Origin of the sequence: Fictibacillus sp. FJAT-27399, from assembly GCF_001510655.1 — a bacterium.
In the GTDB taxonomy this organism is placed as follows: domain Bacteria; phylum Bacillota; class Bacilli; order Bacillales; family Fictibacillaceae; genus Fictibacillus_C; species Fictibacillus_C marinisediminis.
The window spans coordinates 755951-770743 of record NZ_LMVC01000002.1 but is presented as its reverse complement, the minus strand read 5'-3'; the positions used below and the strand labels follow the sequence as shown (position 1 = coordinate 770743).

Sequence of the window (14793 nt, the reverse complement as noted above, 5' to 3'; positions counted from 1 at the left end):
TATCATCCTTTGTTAAATCATTTCTGATACCAATTTTGCCATCATCGAATTAGAAAGTAGAACCGGCAATCCCATAGCATTTGATAACAACTCTCTTGCTTTCTCAGTGTAACCCATACAGTCGAGTAAAATAATGTCCACTTTGCCCTTAAGCTCACTTGCTGCTTCAATAAAGCTAGCTTCATCATTTTCATAGGGGGAAGCGACTGCAAAGACTGGTTCCAGTCCAAATGGGGAATATTTTGGTTTCAGAATGTATTTTTGCTCAACAAGAGGCACAATTACGCCAAAACGGCGCCTAGCAACGAGTGCATTTACTGTTGGCGGAATGATACGATCCGGTTCAATCAAGTAGGAATTGCTAGTTGTAAGTCCCGGGAAAACGCCTGTACAAAGAAGCAACATTTGTTTGATTCCTATTTCTTCAAGGTAGTTAATTTTTGCTTGTAAAATAGGTTTAATTTTCTCTCGAGACATGACGACAGATTCATTTGAGACCAATCTGGATGTTAACACATAGTCATCGGATTCTGGATATAAATGCTGTTCAATCTGCTCTTTTGTCATTCCGTCCAAGACTCCAACCTGAACAAGTTCAGCTCGCCCATCCAAAAATTTTTCAATAATTGGAGCTATATCAGTCCTCGGAGCTTGGCCGATTGTAATCATTCCTAGTCTCTCCATCTCCTGACCCCCATTGTTTAATGAATACAGGGGAAACTCCCCTGATTATCCATGATGAGAAGCTTTTTCGCCCATGGTCTGTAACATTTTCATAGAACCGTAGAGTTGTGTGATTTGGTCAAATTCATTTTTGCTATAAAATTGACATGTGCCATTCGTAGTTTCCTTTGCCACCTCTATGGCGAAACGAGCAGCATCTGCGATGTCATTTTCATGACTAGCCCCCGTACCGCAGCCAGGCACTATAGATTGTGCGGTGATCGCTACTCCCACTACTGGAGAATCGGTGGCTACAGCCGGCTGTAAAATCGAATTCAAGTGATAGAGACCGTTTCCATAGGGTGTAATATCCTGTGTGGTTATTGGGAATGTGACAGCAAATTGCCCTGTTGTCATCTCTATAATCCGGAGCAGATCATCACTGATACGAAGGATATACCCTTCCTTCACCGTTGGCGATATGGCAATTCCCTTATGGTTGATAATACGATTTCCCTTGGTCGTATCAATCGAAAGAATCGCATCCATCTCCGGTAACACTTCATGTTTATTCATAGTCAAGATATCGACTGGGGAATCCATAAAGTCTACTGGTTCATGTGGAAGTGTCGGTGCATTTGGACAAATGTGAGTAGTGACAATAACATCTCCTTCCAAGGTATCTCCTTTGGTTTGCATGTCCGCAAGTTTCAAAGCAGAAGCAATTGTGGCCGCTGCACCATCACCGTCGGAAACCATACCAATGCGACTAGGGCGCGCTCCGACTCCACCAAGACGGCCGATAATTCCAAAGGTAGGCGTGTCCCCGCCTTTGATTTTTCCCCTGGTTCCCGGAATGACAATCTTAATAAAATCAGTGCTCCCCCTTTCGCTAGTAACTGTTTTAACCGTTACAGAAACATCGGGATATTTATTGAACAATTCTTGCACAATTCCCCCATCGACATAAGCACTGTCCAGCGTATCTAGTGCGATCAGAGTTTGTTTCAGTACCATTTTTATCGTCCCCCGTTTTCTTAATAACTATATTGAAGAATGGATTTCTTTATAATGTCTTCAACCGGTTTCATCAACTTTTCATTTCTCATTGTACTGCTAAGAATTAAATTTTCCTTTGGAATTGCAATGACGGCAATTTGCTGTCCCTTTTCGATGGCTGCTGAAACAATAGGTTTTGCGGTTTTTGCGTCAAAGGTCATAATAAGATCAGGGAATGTGCCATAGCGCTCTCCATTTCGTTCCAGCGTCATGTACTCGTTCCAGAAAGTCATTTCGTACGTGTCATTGATCGTGACTGTTCCTACATCAAATCCCCCTGTCGTTTCCAGGGTGTGATCAGTAACTGTTCCTTCAGCAACAACTTTACCGCCTAGTTTTGTCACAACAGCATCAAGGGCAGCTTCGCCTTGATAGCTTAACAGGGCTTTACCAACTTCAATAGCTTGCTGAATGGCTCCAGCCGCACCATGTTGTTTAGCATAACCGATGGTAACAGGGTTTCTCGCAACAGCTAAAAGGCCGCCTGCTTCTATTGATGCTTGACGGATCATTGTAGACGCCTTGTCAAGGGAACCTGAAATGCTCATTTCCAGATAATTAGTACCTTTTCCGCCTGCCGCAGCCTGGTGAGAAACATAGTCGGATTGTTCCGATAAATTCATCGATCCCATTGAACCCGTCGGATGTGCTCGTCCGTTACAAGGAATATCAATTACGGGGATTCCAGTTACTGCCGATTGAAACCATCCATTAACTGTTGTTCCAGCTCCATTTTCATTTGTAATAATGCCTTGGATAGGTTTAGCGATTTTTTCAGTAAGAATTTCCAATGCTCTCGCATAATGAATCGGTTTTACGAATTTATCTTTGGCAGCAGGGGCACCTACTAACGATACCGTTACAACCAAGTCTTTATCTTTAAGCTCATCTACGGTATAAAGTTCTGGCTCGCCAATTTCAGTCGCCAGACGTCCAATTTGAAGACCATCTTCAATCCAGCCGCCTCCACCGCCTCCCAGGATAGCTCCCCCATAAACCGCATACTTAACTAATTCTTCATCTAATTTAATCTTTGCCATAGTTTCCCGCCTCACTTTTTGAATACAGAATTAAAGTTTTTTCACTGACTGTAAAAATTGGCGAACAAGATAATTGGCAGCCCAAATAAAAACACAAACAAAAAGAAGGTAAGATTTCGCCAAAGGTACACCTTCTTTCAGTTCTATCAGAGTAGAACCCGCTTAACTGGATAGCTGAAATTTAACACTGAGAAACAGACCTACTGATATAATGACGCTGCATACAATCCCTCTGCTTCCACAGCATCAATTATATAAACATTTAATGTCTTCCTCAATACATCAGCGAGCCCAATCGTAGAAAAACCGGTACAGGCAAACACAATACCTTTCGCTCCCTGGTCTAATAGTGATCGAGCTGCTTCCAGTCCTTTTTCTCTTCCGGAAGGTGTCATCAAGTCTGTTGTATTTGAAACGCCCTCCGGCCTTGCGTATCCAATCATCAAATCACCTAAGAGATTTTTAATGATCGCTGGGGGAGTGTCTGTGATACCTAAGACACCGACCGGTTGCCCTATAGCTAAAGCAGTGAGAGAAGCAGAGCTGCCTGCCCCAATTACCGGAATTGTTACTTCACTGCGAAGCTCCTCTATCGCGGGATCCGCTGCACAACTAATAACCAAAACCTCACAGCCATCTTGTTGCAATATTTTTCCTAATTCCACTATTTTTGGAACAGCGATTTTTTCAGTCTCGTCATTAAAGATCCCTAATGGCTGATTAGGTATGCATTTATTTATCGTTGGAACTCTATAACGATCTGAAATCACCTTACCATGCTGTTCAAGAACTTCATCATCTTCCGTCGTAAATACACGTATAACACCAATCATAAGATGTATCCCCTTTCTTTAAGTAGTAACTATAAATTTCTGAAAAAAGAGAATATATTGAATACTTACAACAATTGTATAGATTTCTGATATCTCCTACAATGTCCCCATTAACCAAAATAAATAGAGCCCATTGTCCTTCCAGCACAATGGGCGAAAAGATACTTCTATTTTTTTAATAGATGGTAAGTAAGGCAACAATAATACACAAATCGCTCTCTAAAATTTTCTAAATCGATGCCGACAATATCTCGAATTTTGTTCATTCGGTACTTAACAGAATTTCGATGAATGAAAAGATGATTTGCTGTGTGGATTAAGCTACCACCTGATGCTAAATAGTAATAAAATGTTGATACAAGATCTGTTCCATTTTCCTTGTCATGTTGACATAGCATTCCGATTTTTTTCTCCACAAATGTATCCATATTGATATAATCAGCAGCATCCAACAACATTTGGAACATTTCTATCTCTTTAAACATGAACACTTTCCCATGTTTTTCCATCCTCATCCCGATCATTATGGACTTTTTGGCTTCCAAATAACTCCTCTGGACTTCCCATAAAAAACACTTCTCCCCAAAACCGATACAAATCCCGCTCTGTTCTTCAATAAGGGGAGTGAAAATTTGTTTCCAACTTTCAGAGTTCTCATGACTTAAAGTCTGATTTATAGAGGAATCTTCTAACCTTGGGGAAGCAAGCAATAGTACTAACCGTTGTCCTTGTTTGTGGATATGCGCTTTAATCTGCCCTTTTGGTAATTCTTGTTTCAATCGTTCATGTAATTGCATTAAAAAAGGGGAACCCTCATCAAAAAGGCAGTTTTCCGCTTCAATGATAGCGATCTCCCATATCCACCCTGGCATCAAACCGAATTTTGCGCCTTTACTTTCTACTTCTTGTTTTGAAAAAGGCAAACCGGTTAATAGTTCTTCAATAAAATCGCCTCTTAATTTATTTTCCGTGTCCAAAACTGTTTTTCTTCTCATTAATTCTAGAGAAAACACGAGTCGTGCTTGTTCCACACAAACTACCTCTAAATCATCTAATTGTTCCTTATTTAAGATTAATTTACCAACAAATTGTTTATCTACCGTAATATCCCAACAACGTGTATTATCCCGCGTCTGAGGAGAAGCCAGTGTAGAAGGTGATGAAACGATGGTCTCTCCAGATTTATCAATTACCCAGATCGGCGATTTTACTAAGGCTGAAACATTATCCGCCACTGCTTGAATGCCACTATTCTCAAGTACTAAGGTCGTTAAAGTTTTGAAAATTTCATCTGATCTTCTCAGCAGGGATGCTTGCTTGTCTATGATTTGTTCCATAACTGAATGGGTTATATCCATGTAGGGTACCCCGCTAGGAAGTTCGATAATAGGTAAATTGTGATGATTGCTCACCTTTATCATTTCCAACGGCATATCATAAATAAATCTTTCCGGTTTAATAGCTAAAGCTGCGGCACCAGCTTGCACTAGCTGCTCCACTAACTCCGAAAGTAAGGCGGTATCATGGCGGATAGAATAGGCAGTGGTGAGTAGTAATTCGCCCTCCCTAAGCCAACCCTCAACATCAGGGACTTCCATAATGTCCACGAAGCGAACGATACGGCTTAATCCTTTTTCACCACTTATTACTTTGGCATCTTTTAAAACAGGAAGGCGGAGCAATTCTCTTATTGTGACACCAGCTAAATGCATCTCATTCACCTATTTCTTAATAAGATATAGGTCCAGTGTAGCAAATTAATTACTATAGGTAATCGTTTTTCAGTTTTCACACTTTTAATTCGCATGTGCTTCTTATTCTACTTCTCCATGCTAAACTTTATATCTCAAAGGATTTGGAGGAAATCAATAGAGGTTGACTAAAGACCAATACGTAAATAAATTTAGCAACATGCGAGCTTCGGTCACGTCACTATTGGTTTATTCGCAAATTTTCTTATGGTATGGTTCCCTGCCTTTATGCTGTCAACCCCTTCCATTGCTTCGGCAAGCGGGTTTCATCACCCTGAAAATTGGAAACACAATTCTGTTCTTAAGCAAGGCAAGGCGAACAAAGAGGTTAGGAATATGCAGTATGTTCTTAACGTAATGTCTTATTACACTGAAACTGGACTCGTTGATGTTGATGGCATATTTGGACCGAAAACAGCAGCAGGTGTAAAGAAGTATCAAAAAGAAAATGGATTAACTGCCGATGGCATCGTCGGTCCAAAAACCTGGAACAGCTTTTCACAGTATATAAAGAAGAAAAACACTTCCACCTACGGAGCTGGTGGGTTTATGGGTCTAAGATTGGAATGGAAGTATGACAATAAGTCAGATTCCTCTCCTTCAACTGCGACCATCTTCGGTAATGGAACGGATAAAACTGACGGATATCGGCTATACGCCAAGTAAATAACAAAACCCCATTGGTTTAAAAACCCAATGGGTTTTGTTATTTATCAGAAAGAGCGCTTTTTTTTATTTACACTTTTAAACGTTTGTTTAAAAGCTGGCATGTTCTCTCCAAATTTTAATACAGTTTCAGTAACAAAAACCAACAGCAAAACTGTAGTTTTTATGTGAGTATTTCCACCCTTTTTACGGCGAATGATATGGTTTCCCTCTACATTGGTTGACCATTCGTATCTACTCTGTTGCTTCATATTGAGCACGCCAGTGGTCGCTTATTTAAAACGCAAAAAGTCTTGTATATATTTGCTCGTTTCTTCTAAATCAGGGAAATGAGCGTTTGAGACAAAACCGTCAGCCATCCAAATACAGGTTTAATGTGTACTTAATAATTCTTTATAATCTACACATTAATCTTTTATATTTGTGTATTAAACTATAACTGAAAGAACGGTCATGAATGCCTTTTCCCCTTTACGCAATAATCAACGAGCCCTGGTATAAACAGGTGCCCTACAATTGCGATAAAGTTGACTAATCTTTCTCCTGGAGGTTTGCCTTATGACGATGTCAATGGAGATTGTTATGGATCTTAAAATTACACATGAAAAATCGAACGGCACACATTATTTAAAATTAGTGGGAGACGTTCAGAGCTACACGGCACCGAAGTTAAAAAAAATACTTGTCCCATTATCAGAACAAACAAAACAAGTAATAATTATTGATGTTGAGCAAATTGATTTCATAGATAGTGTTGGATTAGGAGTTTTCGCTGGAGTGATTAGTTCAACGATCAGGAACAACAGTACGTTAATGCTAAAAGGCATGACGAATCGCGTCCGTCGACTATTTGAGATAACAGGGCTTATGGAAATGATGGAAGGCAAGAACAATAAGACCATAGATACCTTTGCCTAAACTCCGCCTTGAAAAAAAGAAGTATAGCAAATGAAAGCAATGGTTTATCCAAAATGGAAGGCGGTCACTCAAACTGGATTTATACAAACGATTGTGAAACGTGAAGCCTTATGAACTCCTTACCTATTACAACCAACCATGAATTCAAACGATGCTTCGTTGGAGCACAGTGAATCAGATAGTACCCTATCCTTACAAAGATCCTAAAAGTCAAAAACCCACTCTCAAATGATAATTTGAAAGCGGGTATTGTTCCGTTTGTTAAATTCAAATGTATAAGGTTTAATTCCTAATTCCTGCTCTTCCAAAAGCACCCTACGGCACCAGGGAATTAGTCGTTCAGATGTTCTGCGACATTCATGTGCAGGAGTTTGAAGCTGTCCTTTTCGAGATCAAAGATATTTATACCGGTGTTTTCCTGATAAAGTCGGCGATAATGCTTGAACGGCATCTCGAGGGCACCTGCTATATAAATACGGTTAACGGTACTATGGGCGACGACAAGTACGGTTTCATCCGGATGATTTTTGGAAATTTCATCAAAAAATGATTTCATGCGGCTAAAGATCTTCTCCGCTGTCTCACCGGTCTTCCCAGCCGGATTGCTTTTGGGATCAATCACCCATGCCTCCCAGCTTTGCGGGTCTTCTTGTTCAAATTCTGTTCTTGTTTTTCCTTCCCACAACCCGAAATCGGCTTCCACAATCCGGTCGTCTTTTTGAACAGACAGGTAGTGTTTTTTCGCAATGATTTGAGCTGTATTATACGCACGGCATAAAGTAGAAGAATAGGCAGCATCAAACTTAATATCCTTTAAATAGGCAGCAGCGCACTCTGCCTGTATGCCCCCTTGCTTGGAAAGATCGATATCTGTTAAGCCGCAATAGCGGTCTCCTGCCGCGTTCCACTCGGTAACTCCGTGTCGCAATAAATAGATTTTAGCCAAGAACCTTCCCCCTTTTGGTGATGTAGCCCTTTTGTTCTAAAGATTTGATTAAGATCATAAGATCCGCCTCCCTTTGGATAAACCGCCACGACTTTTTCGGAAAACCCTTCTGCCTTCAAAAGTATAGCACTCGAGGTAAGCCACTTTCCATGTTATCCATAAATGCTTGCACCTTTGATATCCCTTCTAGTTCAACTCTTCTTGACAGTATGTTTCATACCCCAAATTATAAACTTCAATATCCTTATACCAAACCTCTGGATAAGTATAAAAGTTGAATTGATAGGAACCGTATGATAAAGGAGGTTGATCGACTATAAATTGTCGGTATAAACAAATGGGAACGCACATAATCGCCTCCGAAGGCAAGTCTAATAGTAGTTAGAGCGATGTAAAAAATACATTAAGAAAGGAAACCTGTTGCAACATCCCCTTGCAGTAAGTAACAATTTGGACAATAGAAATTATAATTGATTGAAATAGAAAACTAACGTTAATACTGTGGTTGAGAAAGGAGTTGACTCTTTTGGCGGAGGAAAGAAGTGAAAAACCGAATGAAATTACTAACCATATGGATGATGAACAACTATTAATGGTTGTTAAAAAAACCTATGAACATATAGAAGTTATTAAATACCAAGATGATAAATAGTTCCCTATGGATTATTTCAGGAAACTGCTAACTTCCTATAAAAAGAAAAGAAAGGTCGTTATTTTATGATAGATCAAAAAAAATGCAGGGATTCTTTTGTAGTAAAAACGAGCATTGTGTTACCACCTGATACAAACAATCATGGAACGTTGTTTGGTGGAAAACTAATGGCTTATATAGATGATGTAGCTTCAATTGCCGCAATGCGCCATTCCCGTAGAAATACTGTTACAGCTTCGACTGATTCTGTAGACTTCTTGCACCCTATTCATGTCAGTCATGCCGTCTGTCTAGAGGCTTTTGTTACATATGCAGGCAGAACATCAATGGAAGTATTTGTTAAAGTAATAGCAGAGGACTTACTATCAGGAGAACGGAATGTATGCGCACTTTCTTTTTTAACAATGGTCGCAGTTGATCAAGACGGTAAGCCTACCCACGTGCCAAAAGTCATTCCAGAAACGAATGAGGAAAAAGGATTATTCAATTCTGCAGCGGAGAGAGCAGCGAACCGAAAAAAAAGAAGAAAAGAAAGTGGGAACCTGGCAAAGGACTTCGGTACCGGTTTGCCATGGTGAAAAGCCTGATCTTTAATTAGAATGCATATTTGCAGCTTTACTGATCTCGTTAAGTTAATGTAAATAATTCAAGTTGTCAGTAAGAGTGCAGACTTTTCTTCCATGTCCCCACTTCATTTACTCTGTGACAACCTTTGGCAGTAAGGACTTTGGCTTGTATGGCAGCCTCATCCAATGTCACCTAGCCTCGTATGAAGTTCGTGTTCCTGGGGCGGAAGTTTGCCGCCGACTTCCTTCAGCTATGCGAGTCCCTCGCACCATCTTGTCTTAGGCTTCTACTACTACTGCCTTCACAGTTCAGGACTTTCACGCTATAGCCTGCACCCATGCCGGGCACACCACGACAAACCCCTTTTCAAAAAAATTGAAAAGGGGTTTGTCTACGGTCTGACAGGTCCTTTTTAAAGAAGGGACCTGTTTTTTTTATTAAATAATGTATTATGCTGCTTTTTTAACGTTTGCAGCTTGAGCTCCACGGGCACCTTGCTCAACGTCAAAAGTAACTTTTTGACCTTCGTCTAATGATTTGAAACCTTCAGTTTGGATAGCAGAGAAATGAACGAATACGTCGTCTCCATCTTCGCGTTCTATAAATCCGAAACCTTTTTCTGCATTAAACCATTTAACTGTACCTTGTTCCATATTTGTTGCCTCCTAGTGCGTTAAACGCACAATGTGTTACTATCCTTGCCCAAAGTAATCATCAAGATGAAAAGTCGAATACATATATGCTTTTACACCGAACAAAAATAATTCTTTTTTATTATAACAGAACAAAGAAGTCAAAGCAAATTAATAGATAGGTGTTCTAGTTAAAAATTCAGCTGAAATTGAGAGAAATATGGTGGTAATAGTTAAAAAAACACTTTTTAATTCGAAAATTAAACCAAGCAAATAATCTCAACGCATCACAGTTGGCTGTAAGGATTGAGAAAGAAATCCATTCCTTTATTCAAACAGATAAGACAACAAAAGAAGTTCGCCATGATCCTTATAAAATCAAAGTGTTCAACAAGGATAATAAGAAGATAAATTAGGCACTAATCCAAAACATAGACCGACAGATTTAACAGTCTTTTATATTTTACTGCCAATAAACTCCCTTAATTTTTAAAGAGAGTTTATTGTTTCAAAGCAAACTTCGGCTGATACTTTTTGATCAGTATGGAAAACAGAGCTAAATAATAAGGAACTAATAATAGCCTTATACCTGCGAAATCACTCGATAACCCACTCGAAAAATGCTGGATAAATTCATCGAGTGTGTATTATATACATATTAAATAGACAATTCGGAATCTTGTGCCATATAATTAGACTCAAAGGAGGCTGATTATTGATGAGAGAATACGTAAGGTTTGATCAAGTCAGGGATCAGAGCGCACTTCATAAACTTCAGCAACAAGGATGGGAAGTTTTTGATACCGCGAAAGTTAGAGTTGATGGGATCGATGAACAAATTTGGTATCATGTTGGATTGCCGTACAAAACTTACGTTAAACAATTGCAGGAAATAATAACTGCTTATGAAGAAGTTGGCCTAAAAGAGGAATTATTCAAGAAGATCGCAGAAAAGAACGGAGAAGAATACGATGATTTCGAAGAAGGTCATGGTTACTTCCAACAAGGTTCACAATTACCGACAGCTAAATTTATGACAAGTTACGATAGAGTCGTAAAAGGTAGCTCAGCGGTATTCGCTTCAAAGGAAAATAAAGAAGAATATGAATTTTAACAATAGTGACCTCTGCCTCCTTGAACTGCACCCCAAATTTTAGACACATTCTAAAATTTGGAGGTGCTTTTCTTATGGCTAAATTTTCGAAGGAAGAAAAATTGGAAGCTGTAAAACAGTATTTAGAAGGAAGTGAGGGGCTTGGGTCTATTTCCAAAGAGATAGGCGCGAATAAAAGGAGCCTCCAATACTGGGTGAAAAGATACGAATACCATGGAGAACGTGCTTTTATCAAAAGCTATCCAAATTATTCCGTAGACTTTAAACTAGACGTACTTACCTATATGAACGAACATGGGACGTCTTTCTTTGAAACAGCTGCGTTCTTTAATCTGTCTTCTCATACTCCTCTTTTGGACTGGCAAAACAGAGTAAAGACGCTGGGATGGGCTGCCCTACAATTTTTTTAAAAAAAGGGGCGTCCTGAAATGAAGAAATAAAACCAAAAATCCTCCGAGAAATCAACACCGGCTGAAGGATCTGTAGAAGCCCTCCAACAGGAGCTAGAAGCGTTACGTATGGAAAATGCGTATTTAAAAAAGTTGAATTCCTTAGTTCAAAACAAAGAAAAATCACCAAACAAGACAAAGCGCAAGTAGTCTATGAGTTAAGGCATGAATTTCCGGTGAAAGCTCTTATCCAGCTCGCAGAAATCCCACGCAGTTCCTATTATTATTGGTTGAAACATAAAGATCGTCCCGATCCGGATGCGGAGTTAAAGAAACGGATATAGGCGATTTATGATGAACATGAAGGCCGGTTTGGCTATCGCCGGATTCGCGATGAACTTAGACATCAAGGAGACCCAGTGAATCATAAAAAGGTGTGCGTCTCATGGAGGAATTGGGCTTAAAGTGCCTCGTACGCGTGAAAAAATATCGTTCGTACAAAGGAGAAGTTAGCAGGATCGCACCCAATCTTTTAAAGATTGCGCTATTTAGAACTCATTTCGAACAAAGTTTTTTTAGATTCTTTAAGTTCTCCGTTCAAGAATTTTCACTGTCCAATCGTCTCTATTTTTTTCTACGGTGACCTTATTTCCATCTCCTGCTAGATAACCCGCTACAAAACAAGCCTCATCATACTCTTTAAACGTTTTTTCATCGAGATCGGACGACCGCTTCATTGCTTCAATGGCCCTTCTTAAATAGCCCTCCCCTACACTGAAGAACATGTTGATCTTGATTGATTTCATATGTTGATTTCCCCTTTATGTATCTACTAGCCTTAAACCATCGAACAGCATTAGTCTTGGGAAGACTCCGGTTCTTGTGGTTCCTTTATTGAATGCTTCCAATCTTTGTAGTCCGGCTCGTCAAGCTCATAGATATCCATTTTACCATCAAACTTACATTGGTCATACTTCGTTTCATATTCTCGGATGGATTTCTTAATTTCGTTTACAACCTCTGTTTGTTAAGGTTAGGTTATTGCCGTTATTCATTTTAGAACTAACTTCGTCAATCTTACTTTCTATATTATTCTGTTGTTTGTTTCGATTGCTTTGACTTCTAAATAACAATACAACCATAGTAATAAGAAATGCAAAGAATACGACGAACATCAATTGAACTATTATGTCTCCTGTATTCAATCAAATCTCCTCTCTAAAATTATTCTCTTCTTTGTTTTTATGTACATTTTCATATCCCGTCTCAAGTTCTCCCGCTTCCTAACCTCTTTAACTTTTCTGTGCGGGAATATAAAGAGAAACTGATTCAAGTGGTTCCCAATTGTTATCATACAATTGAAAATGAACTAGGCGGCCTTCCTCGTTATAAAAAGAATGGCGGGATCCGACTATATTTCCGTTTACATTATAAAGATATTTAGTAATTGACACGATTTTTTGCTCTTTTCTAAATTCTTCATGTTCTATATCCAGTTCATTTTCTTTGTACTCTTTCCACTTTTCTACTGGCAGTGTTATTTGGTGCAGTCTCCGATTACTAGTATATACTTCTAATACGATGGAATTAGGATTCATAACATTTCTTCCTTCCTTTCATATAAAACTTATTATTTGCACAATTTTCTGTATTTAAGAGTTTCAGTACAAATCAATTATTTTTATCAGAATACCAATAACGCGAATAATCAGTCGTGACAACGTCCATTACCATTTCAGACAAACTCGTTTTGCGTTTCTCTTCCCATGGAATATTAAGAACCCTCAACTTTTCAAAATCCTCTGGCTGGTTTAAAAATTCTTGATACCTCTGAGATAAAATGTAAAACAACCTATCCATTTCTTCAATAGCTTTCCCTTCCCCTGTTTCTTTCTGCTTCCAATGGGCATATCTTTACCAGAAATAATATGAAACCAAAGTTGATCGACGATGTACATGTGAGAAACCACTTTCAATATAGAGGGGAAAACGCTCTGAATTTCTTGATGGTAAACATCATCAGAAAGCTCTTTTAATCTTTTAAATTTAATGCATCCAATAATAATTACTTTATTAACTTCTTCTGTAATAATTCCAGAAAACCTTCTTCAACTAAACGCCAGTTAGTTCAATAAAAAAAAGCTGCCATGCAGCCCTGTTTAGATTTATAGTTTCCTGCTTTATTAGACAGGTTGCTTACATTATTATACGCCCTCTTTCAGGTTTACTTCCTGATGAAACATCTGGAGCACAATTTTTTAGTAATTAGTAGTTTGTCCATACCAACGTCTCTCTATATGCATTTAATAGAGTAGGAGGTGCATTTAAATGGGAGAAAAAAAGAAATCTCGAAAAAAGATTTATTGTGAACCGGAATATATTGTTAAAGACGTATATACCGAAAAAGAAGTAATATTCGTTCACCCTATCATCCGTATTAAAAAAGAGCATATCAAATATGTCCCTCGCCATGTCTATAAAGAAGAATCAATACATGAGATCATAGACCCTGGCTTTCCAAAATGTGATTGCAAGAAGAAAAAGAAGAAAGAATTTGATGAGTCTAGTTCCAGTTCCAGCTCCAGCAAAAAGCACGTTGAGTCGAGCTCCAGCTCCAGCCCCATCAAAAAACACGTTGAGTCGAGCTCCAGCTCCAGCCCCATCAAAAAACACGTTGAGTCGAGCTCCAGCTCCAGCCCCATCAAAAAACACGTTGAATCGAGCTCCAGCTCCAGCTCCAGCTCCAGCAAAAAGAAAAAGAAAAAGAAGAAATTTCAAGATGACATCAAAGACCCTGGCTTTCCAAAATGTAATTGCAAAATTTGCAAAAAGAAAAAGAAGAAAAATCGCTGGTAATTTAATATTTCTAGAGAACGCCTTTAGGCGTTCTTTTATGTATAGGGAGCTGATCATCACGTTTGATATGCAGATAGACACCCACCACATGTAACCTTTTTCCGTTGCTATGACCTCAGTCAAATTTAAAAGAAACCGCCTCTAAAGGCGATCATTCACAGCAATGGTAATGACATTAGAATCTCATTTTCGATACATCGCGCAGCGTACGTCGCAAGCTTCGTTCCCTTCCCTCTCGAATAGCTTTCTATTGCCTTGATCAGCCCAATGGTTCCGATTGAAATCAGATCTTCGGTATCTTCACCTGTATTTTCAAATTTCTTTACAATATGTGCAACCAAACGCAAGTTGTGTTCGATCAGTTTGCTTCTGGCCTCCTGATCTCCCTCGGCCATCAGCTTTAAGTATTCTTTCTCCTCATTTTCGGAGAGGGGTTGCATACAAACGCTCTCTATCTGTTTTCTTTTTAACTATTTTTAAACAATTTTGAGCGTTTGTTTATTAAGGAATCCTCTACAGTATAGCTTACTGAGAGCTACTGCATCATTATTTAATTTCACCAAACTGCCCGTCCAAGCTTAAACAAATAGAAAAATCCACGAGATAAAATGATCGCTAATCTCTGCCTGTATTATTTTTACACCAATTTCCTTGTTTCCCTCTAAGTATGTTCTGAAGAAACGATGGATACCTAATGATACCCCTGC

Annotated in this window: 17 protein-coding genes and 2 pseudogenes; 8 read left to right on the top strand and 11 right to left on the bottom strand. The window is 39.0% G+C overall.

Translation table 11 applies throughout. The features are described from left to right. Positions 1-12: 12 nt before the first annotated feature. The 5 genes from AR335_RS08950 to AR335_RS08930 form a co-directional block, all read right to left on the bottom strand. Positions 13-684 carry an AroM family protein gene (locus tag AR335_RS08950; RefSeq protein WP_062234474.1) on the bottom strand — a complete coding sequence of 224 codons (672 nt, stop codon included), beginning with the start codon at positions 682-684 and terminating at the stop codon, positions 13-15. Between the two features lie 45 nt (positions 685-729). After that, positions 730-1680, bottom strand: coding sequence for a DUF1177 domain-containing protein (locus tag AR335_RS08945; RefSeq protein ID WP_062234469.1), 951 nt, complete (start codon positions 1678-1680; stop codon positions 730-732). A 20-nt stretch (positions 1681-1700) separates the two neighbouring features. Then, positions 1701-2762: a DUF917 domain-containing protein gene (locus AR335_RS08940; protein ID WP_062234467.1), complete on the bottom strand. Its 1062-nt coding sequence runs from the start codon at positions 2760-2762 to the stop codon at positions 1701-1703. Positions 2763-2962: 200 nt separating this feature from the next. Then, positions 2963-3595: an aspartate/glutamate racemase family protein gene (locus tag AR335_RS08935; RefSeq protein ID WP_062234464.1), complete on the bottom strand. Its 633-nt coding sequence runs from the start codon at positions 3593-3595 to the stop codon at positions 2963-2965. A 167-nt stretch (positions 3596-3762) separates the two neighbouring features. After that, positions 3763-5307 (bottom strand): PucR family transcriptional regulator, encoded by a 1545-nt coding sequence (locus tag AR335_RS08930; protein ID WP_062234458.1) that lies wholly within the window; start codon positions 5305-5307, stop codon positions 3763-3765. Between the two features lie 246 nt (positions 5308-5553). Here AR335_RS08930 and AR335_RS08925 point away from each other — a divergent pair, with 246 nt between their 5' ends. Both AR335_RS08925 and AR335_RS08915 read left to right on the top strand, forming a co-directional pair. Then, on the top strand, positions 5554-6012 hold the full coding sequence (locus tag AR335_RS08925) for a peptidoglycan-binding domain-containing protein (protein ID WP_082683410.1): 459 nt from the start codon (positions 5554-5556) through the stop codon (positions 6010-6012). A gap of 558 nt (positions 6013-6570) precedes the next feature. After that, positions 6571-6930, top strand: coding sequence for an STAS domain-containing protein (locus tag AR335_RS08915; protein ID WP_234293231.1), 360 nt, complete (start codon positions 6571-6573; stop codon positions 6928-6930). A gap of 331 nt (positions 6931-7261) precedes the next feature. On the opposite strand, the gene AR335_RS08910 is transcribed toward AR335_RS08915, so the two are convergent. After that, a complete protein-coding gene (locus AR335_RS08910) occupies positions 7262-7876 on the bottom strand; it encodes a histidine phosphatase family protein (RefSeq protein ID WP_062234440.1) in 615 nt (204 codons plus the stop codon). A 526-nt stretch (positions 7877-8402) separates the two neighbouring features. On the opposite strand from AR335_RS08910, the gene AR335_RS25150 reads away from it, so the two are divergent. Continuing rightward, the gene (locus tag AR335_RS25150; protein WP_255357561.1) at positions 8403-8528 is read left to right on the top strand and encodes a hypothetical protein; all 126 of its coding nucleotides are present in this window, start codon (positions 8403-8405) and stop codon (positions 8526-8528) included. 65 nt (positions 8529-8593) lie between these two features. After that, positions 8594-9106 carry an acyl-CoA thioesterase gene (locus AR335_RS08905; protein ID WP_053357799.1) on the top strand — a complete coding sequence of 171 codons (513 nt, stop codon included), beginning with the start codon at positions 8594-8596 and terminating at the stop codon, positions 9104-9106. A gap of 438 nt (positions 9107-9544) precedes the next feature. Here AR335_RS08905 and AR335_RS08900 read toward each other — a convergent pair whose 3' ends face one another. Continuing rightward, positions 9545-9748 (bottom strand): cold-shock protein, encoded by a 204-nt coding sequence (locus tag AR335_RS08900; RefSeq protein WP_062234435.1) that lies wholly within the window; start codon positions 9746-9748, stop codon positions 9545-9547. A gap of 230 nt (positions 9749-9978) precedes the next feature. Here AR335_RS08900 and AR335_RS25470 point away from each other — a divergent pair, with 230 nt between their 5' ends. The 3 genes and pseudogenes from AR335_RS25470 to AR335_RS24890 all read left to right on the top strand — a co-directional run. Then, on the top strand, positions 9979-10143 hold the full coding sequence (locus AR335_RS25470) for a DUF4030 domain-containing protein (protein ID WP_156418988.1): 165 nt from the start codon (positions 9979-9981) through the stop codon (positions 10141-10143). A 302-nt stretch (positions 10144-10445) separates the two neighbouring features. Continuing rightward, the gene (locus tag AR335_RS08895; protein ID WP_062234423.1) at positions 10446-10841 is read left to right on the top strand and encodes a hypothetical protein; all 396 of its coding nucleotides are present in this window, start codon (positions 10446-10448) and stop codon (positions 10839-10841) included. Positions 10842-10915: 74 nt separating this feature from the next. Beyond that, positions 10916-11765 (top strand): annotated as a pseudogene (locus AR335_RS24890) (IS3 family transposase); the annotation flags it as partial. A 49-nt stretch (positions 11766-11814) separates the two neighbouring features. Here AR335_RS24890 and AR335_RS08885 read toward each other — a convergent pair. From AR335_RS08885 to AR335_RS25465, 3 genes are all read right to left on the bottom strand, one after another. Then, positions 11815-12036, bottom strand: coding sequence for a hypothetical protein (locus AR335_RS08885; RefSeq protein ID WP_062234420.1), 222 nt, complete (start codon positions 12034-12036; stop codon positions 11815-11817). 486 nt (positions 12037-12522) lie between these two features. Then, positions 12523-12828, bottom strand: a complete 306-nt coding sequence (locus AR335_RS08875; RefSeq protein WP_062234413.1) for a hypothetical protein — start codon at positions 12826-12828, stop codon at positions 12523-12525. Between the two features lie 213 nt (positions 12829-13041). Further along, positions 13042-13281 carry a DinB family protein gene (locus AR335_RS25465; protein WP_369795828.1) on the bottom strand — a complete coding sequence of 80 codons (240 nt, stop codon included), beginning with the start codon at positions 13279-13281 and terminating at the stop codon, positions 13042-13044. A gap of 506 nt (positions 13282-13787) precedes the next feature. Here AR335_RS25465 and AR335_RS24885 point away from each other — a divergent pair. Continuing rightward, the gene (locus tag AR335_RS24885) at positions 13788-14180 is read left to right on the top strand and encodes a hypothetical protein (RefSeq protein WP_156418910.1); all 393 of its coding nucleotides are present in this window, start codon (positions 13788-13790) and stop codon (positions 14178-14180) included. 64 nt (positions 14181-14244) lie between these two features. On the opposite strand, the pseudogene AR335_RS08865 reads toward AR335_RS24885, so the two are convergent. Continuing rightward, positions 14245-14523: pseudogene (locus AR335_RS08865) on the bottom strand (sigma-70 family RNA polymerase sigma factor); the annotation flags it as partial. Between the last annotated feature and the right edge of the window lie 270 nt (positions 14524-14793).

Excerpts from the sequence above, each read along its gene's own strand:
- AR335_RS08950 (WP_062234474.1), bottom strand. The coding sequence starts at position 684 with ATGGAGAGACTAGGAATGATTACAATCGGCCAAGCTCCGAGGACTGAT.
- AR335_RS08945 (WP_062234469.1), bottom strand. The coding sequence starts at position 1,680 with ATGGTACTGAAACAAACTCTGATCGCACTAGATACGCTGGACAGTGCT.
- AR335_RS08940 (WP_062234467.1), bottom strand. The coding sequence starts at position 2,762 with ATGGCAAAGATTAAATTAGATGAAGAATTAGTTAAGTATGCGGTTTAT.
- AR335_RS08935 (WP_062234464.1), bottom strand. The coding sequence starts at position 3,595 with ATGATTGGTGTTATACGTGTATTTACGACGGAAGATGATGAAGTTCTT.
- AR335_RS08930 (WP_062234458.1), bottom strand. The coding sequence starts at position 5,307 with ATGCATTTAGCTGGTGTCACAATAAGAGAATTGCTCCGCCTTCCTGTT.
- AR335_RS08925 (WP_082683410.1), top strand. The coding sequence starts at position 5,554 with ATGGTATGGTTCCCTGCCTTTATGCTGTCAACCCCTTCCATTGCTTCG.
- AR335_RS08915 (WP_234293231.1), top strand. The coding sequence starts at position 6,571 with ATGACGATGTCAATGGAGATTGTTATGGATCTTAAAATTACACATGAA.
- AR335_RS08905 (WP_053357799.1), top strand. The coding sequence starts at position 8,594 with ATGATAGATCAAAAAAAATGCAGGGATTCTTTTGTAGTAAAAACGAGC.
- AR335_RS08900 (WP_062234435.1), bottom strand. The coding sequence starts at position 9,748 with ATGGAACAAGGTACAGTTAAATGGTTTAATGCAGAAAAAGGTTTCGGA.
- AR335_RS08895 (WP_062234423.1), top strand. The coding sequence starts at position 10,446 with ATGAGAGAATACGTAAGGTTTGATCAAGTCAGGGATCAGAGCGCACTT.
- AR335_RS08885 (WP_062234420.1), bottom strand. The coding sequence starts at position 12,036 with ATGAAATCAATCAAGATCAACATGTTCTTCAGTGTAGGGGAGGGCTAT.
- AR335_RS08875 (WP_062234413.1), bottom strand. The coding sequence starts at position 12,828 with ATGAATCCTAATTCCATCGTATTAGAAGTATATACTAGTAATCGGAGA.
- AR335_RS24885 (WP_156418910.1), top strand. The coding sequence starts at position 13,788 with ATGAGTCTAGTTCCAGTTCCAGCTCCAGCAAAAAGCACGTTGAGTCGA.